The sequence below is a fragment of the Campylobacter sp. IFREMER_LSEM_CL908 genome (genome assembly GCF_025771545.1).
Classification (GTDB): domain Bacteria; phylum Campylobacterota; class Campylobacteria; order Campylobacterales; family Campylobacteraceae; genus Campylobacter_D; species Campylobacter_D lari_D.
Genome location: NZ_JAKMQK010000026.1, coordinates 1 through 4,250, shown reverse-complemented (window position 1 = coordinate 4,250; position 4,250 = coordinate 1). Strand labels below are relative to the sequence as shown.

General features: G+C 30.4%; 5 protein-coding genes. All 5 read left to right on the top strand.

The annotated features are described in order from the left end of the window. On the top strand, positions 1-943 hold a 943-nt coding region (locus L8U04_RS08170), incomplete at its 5' end, for a BRCT domain-containing protein (RefSeq protein ID WP_318530212.1). Beyond that, a complete protein-coding gene (locus L8U04_RS08165; RefSeq protein ID WP_263709813.1) occupies positions 933-1,655 on the top strand; it encodes a TlyA family RNA methyltransferase in 723 nt (240 codons plus the stop codon). The genes L8U04_RS08170 and L8U04_RS08165, both read left to right, overlap by 11 nt. After that, positions 1,621-2,472, top strand: a complete 852-nt coding sequence (locus L8U04_RS08160; RefSeq protein WP_263709812.1) for a bifunctional riboflavin kinase/FAD synthetase — start codon at positions 1,621-1,623, stop codon at positions 2,470-2,472. The genes L8U04_RS08165 and L8U04_RS08160 overlap by 35 nt, the downstream gene beginning before the upstream one ends. Continuing rightward, positions 2,462-3,166, top strand: coding sequence for a carboxy-S-adenosyl-L-methionine synthase CmoA (gene cmoA / locus L8U04_RS08155; protein WP_263709811.1), 705 nt, complete (start codon positions 2,462-2,464; stop codon positions 3,164-3,166). The genes L8U04_RS08160 and cmoA overlap by 11 nt, the downstream gene beginning before the upstream one ends. Before the next feature lie 187 nt (positions 3,167-3,353). Further along, positions 3,354-4,250 (top strand): hypothetical protein (locus L8U04_RS08150; protein ID WP_263709810.1); only part of this gene is annotated, 897 nt, incomplete at its 3' end.

The following is a 4,250-nucleotide window of genomic DNA, read 5'->3' as shown; positions in this document are numbered from 1 at the left end:
TATCGTAAAGTCTGCAACCTTGCATAATTTTGATGAGATAGCTAGACTTGGAGTGATGATAGGCGATAGCGTAAGTGTGATAAGAAGTGGAGATGTTATACCTAAAATCACTAAAGTTTTTACTCAAAGGCGTGATGGTTTAGAAAGTAAGATTGCTAAACCAACTCTTTGTCCTGAGTGTTTAAGTGAGCTTTTAGATGAGGGTGCTTTTTTAAAATGCCAAAACTTAGATTGTAAAGCAAGACTTGTAAATTCCATTATACATTTTGTATCTAAAAAGTGTTTAAATATAGACGGCCTTGGAGAAAATATCGTCGAGCTTTTATTTAAAGAAGGAAAAATTACCAACATAGAAAGTATATTTTTCTTAAAATATGGTGATTTTGAAGGCTTAGAAGGTTTTAAAGAAAAAAAAATCAACAATCTTCTAAGTGCTATTGAAAATGCAAAAAAATGCCCCTTATCAAGGTTTATCACTGCTTTGGGTATAGAGCATATCGGAGAAGTAGCAGCTAAAAAATTAGCTCAATCTTTTGGCTTTGAATGGTTTATGCAAAGCTATGAAGCTTATGCAAATTTAGAAGGCTTTGGCACACAAATGGCTAAAAGCTTAGAAGAATTTACCCATGTCAATGCAAACCGCATTCAGCATTTTTATGAAATTTTGCATTTAGAGGATGAGAAAAAAGAGCTTATTATAAATGATAATATTTCTAATAAAACCTTTGTTATCACAGGTACTTTAAGCAAATCACGCGATCATTTTAAAGAACTAATCGAAAGCTTTGGAGCAAAGGTAAGCTCAAGTGTGTCCAAAAAAACTGACTTTGTATTATATGGAAGTGAGGCAGGCTCAAAGCTTGAAAAGGCTCAAAGTTTAGGGGTTAAATGTATTAATGAAGCCGAGTTTAACGCTCTTTTAGGCGGTGATGATGAGGTATGATGTTTTTGTGAGTGCAAAGTTAAACATTTCTCGTAACAAAGCTTGTGAGCTTATAGAAAACAAGCAAATTTTACTCAATGGCGAGTTTAAAAAAACCTCTTTTAAAATCACATCTTTAAATCCTTTAGAAGATGAGAGTTTAAAACTCACGCTTTTAGAAGAGCTTTTTGTAAGTAGAGCTGCTTTTAAGCTCAAGCATTTTTTACAAGAGCATACATTTACCATCAAAGATAAAATTTGTTTAGATATAGGCTCATCGACCGGAGGCTTTGTGCAAATTTTACATCAAAACAAGGCTAAACACATCACAGCTTTAGATGTAGGTTCTAACCAACTTCATGAAAGCTTAAGAAATTTAGAAAATATCCAAATTTGCGAAAACACCGATTTGCGTGAGTTTAAAAGTGAAATTTTATATGATGTTATCACTTGTGATGTGAGTTTTATATCTTTAACACATTTGATTTTTCATATAGATAAACTTGCTAAAGATCTTATCATCTTGCTTTTTAAACCTCAATTTGAAGTAGGTAAAAACGCTAAGCGTGATAAAAATGGAGTGGTAAAAGATACTAAAGCTATTAAAACTGCTAAAGAAAGCTTTGAAAAAGCTTGTGCAAAGCTTGGTTGGATCTTGCAAGCAAGTCAAGAGTCACACTTAAAAGGAAAAGAAGGTAATGTTGAGTTTTTCTACGCCTATAGAAAAAACTAAGATCACAAATTTAGCCATAGGGCGTTTTGATGGTATGCATTTGGGGCATTTTGAGCTTTTTAAGCATTTAGATGAAAATGGTGCCTTATTTATCATCACTAAAGAGGAAAAAGAAGCCCTAACACCTAAGGATTTTAGAGTAAATTTGGTTGATTTTCCTTTGATTTTTTGTGATTTTGATAAAATCAAGGACTATAAAGGCGAGGATTTTTTAAAGCTTTTAAAGCAAGAATTTCCCAAACTAGAAAAGATCATTGTAGGTTATGATTTTAAATTTGGCAAAGAAAGAAAATGCAGTGCCAAAGACATACAAAGTCTTTGTGGTATAAACACCATCATCGTAGATGAGTTTAAAATTCAAAATAAAAGTGTTCATGCAAGTATGATTAAAACCTTACTTAAAGAAGCAAAAGTCAAAGAAGCTAAAAATTTTCTAGGTAGATTTTATAATATACAAGCAAATATCATCAAAGGTCAAGGCATAGGCGCTAAAGAGCTTTTTGCAACTTTAAATTTACATACAAAAGACTTCTTTTTACCTAAAGATGGTGTATATGCGACTTTAGTAAAGATTGAAAATAAAAGCTATCATAGTGTAAGTTTTATAGGCATAAGATCTACTGATGAGAATTTTGCTTTAGAAACGCATATTTTAGATGAAAATTTCACAAACACAAAAGCAATTTCAGTTGAGTTAAGTTTTATTGACTATGTAAGAGCTAATGAGAAATTTAACGACTTAGCTTTATTAAAAGCACAAATTAGTAAAGATATTGACAAAGCAAAAGAAATTTTAGGAAAATTAAATGAAAGATGAAATTTTTAAAAAACCCTTAGAAAAACAATTTGAATTTGATAAAAGCGTAGCAAGTGTTTTTGATGATATGGTGTCAAGATCTGTGCCTTTTTATACGCAAAATTTAAAACTCATAGTCGAACTTATTGATCATTTTGCACCACAAAATGCGAGAATTTGTGATCTTGGTTGTTCTACGGCTAGTTTATTGCTTGCACTTTATGAAAAAAGAAAAGATTTTCTTTTAAGCGGGGTTGATGAGGCTAATGCTATGTTAGAGATCGCCAAAAACAAATGTCAAGCCTTTGGAGCTAGGGTGGAATTTCATCAAAAAAATTTAGATGATTTTGAGTTTTTTAAAAATGATGTTTTTATAGCTACTTATACTTTGCAGTTTATTCGCCCACCTAAAAGACAAGAATTAGTTGATAAAATCTATCAAAACTTAAATGAAAATGGTATATTTGTGCTTAGTGAAAAAATTCTTTATGAAGATGTCAAAATAGCTAAAAAAATGATACAAATTTATGAGCAATATAAACTAGAGCAAGGTTATAGTAAGCTAGAAATTTCAAGCAAGCGAGAAGCCTTAGAAAATGTCCTCATTCCTTATACTCAAAATGAAAACATAGCTATGCTTAAAAAGGCAGGATTTTCTAAAGTAGAAAGCGTATTTAAGTGGGTAAATTTTGAAACTTTCATAGCTTTTAAATGATAAATTAATAGCTAAATTTTTAAATCGCTTTGTATAATTTTTTATAATTGTTAAAAATATTTATTATTTATAAATTAATAATTATTTATATATTTTAAAATAATTTATTATATAGTGTGATAATAAGTGATATTTTACTAAAAAAGAGGGGTAATAATGTCTTATTATCGATATGGGGGGGGGTATAATGAATTCCTCTCTAGAAAGATTAAATGCAAAGGAAAATTTTAATTATTCTAATACCCAAAGAATTAAAAATATTTTTTTATCTTTGGCAACTATATCTTTTTTAGCAACATGTGCTAATTCTAGTGTTGTTATAAGCGATCCATCTTCTTCTGGTTCTATAAAAATCTCTAAAGCAGGAAAAACAAGAGCTATAGATGATTGTGCAGTAAATAATGGCTGTACTATTATAGAAAGCAATAGCAATAGCGTAACTATATCAAACGCTCAAACAGCGATTATAAAAGAAGGAATAGCTGTTGGTGATGGCAATGGTTATGTTGGGGTAAATATTAATGATGTAAAAGACGGGAAAGTAAATTTAATCAATAATGGAACTATTATAACTCCTTGGGATACAGCTGGAGTAGCAGGTATTGTAAGTAATAATTCCAATATAGGAAGTATTGTTAATAATGGAATGTTTATAAAAGGTGTATGGGCAGGTAGTGATATAATTGCAAACAAAAGCACTATAGATAATATTACTAATAATACCACAATGCAATCGTGGGGTGATAATATAAGACTTAACAGAGGAACTAAAGTAGCTAGTATAATAAACAATGGAACTATGAATGCTTCTTGGAGTAATTGGTATTCTGGTGAAAATATAGTATTACTTGGTAATACTAAAGTAGCTAGCATAATAAACAGTGAAACTATGCAAGCAAATGGAAATGCCAATATAGTTCTCAGAGAACAATCAACAATAGAAACTTTTGAAAATCAAAATTTAATGCATGGTGCTAACATTGGCATTGAAGTAGAGAATTCAAATATGAATACCTTGATTAACTCAGGAACCATACAAGGAAAACAAGCTGGTATTAGTTTTAAGAATGCTATAGGTGGTATT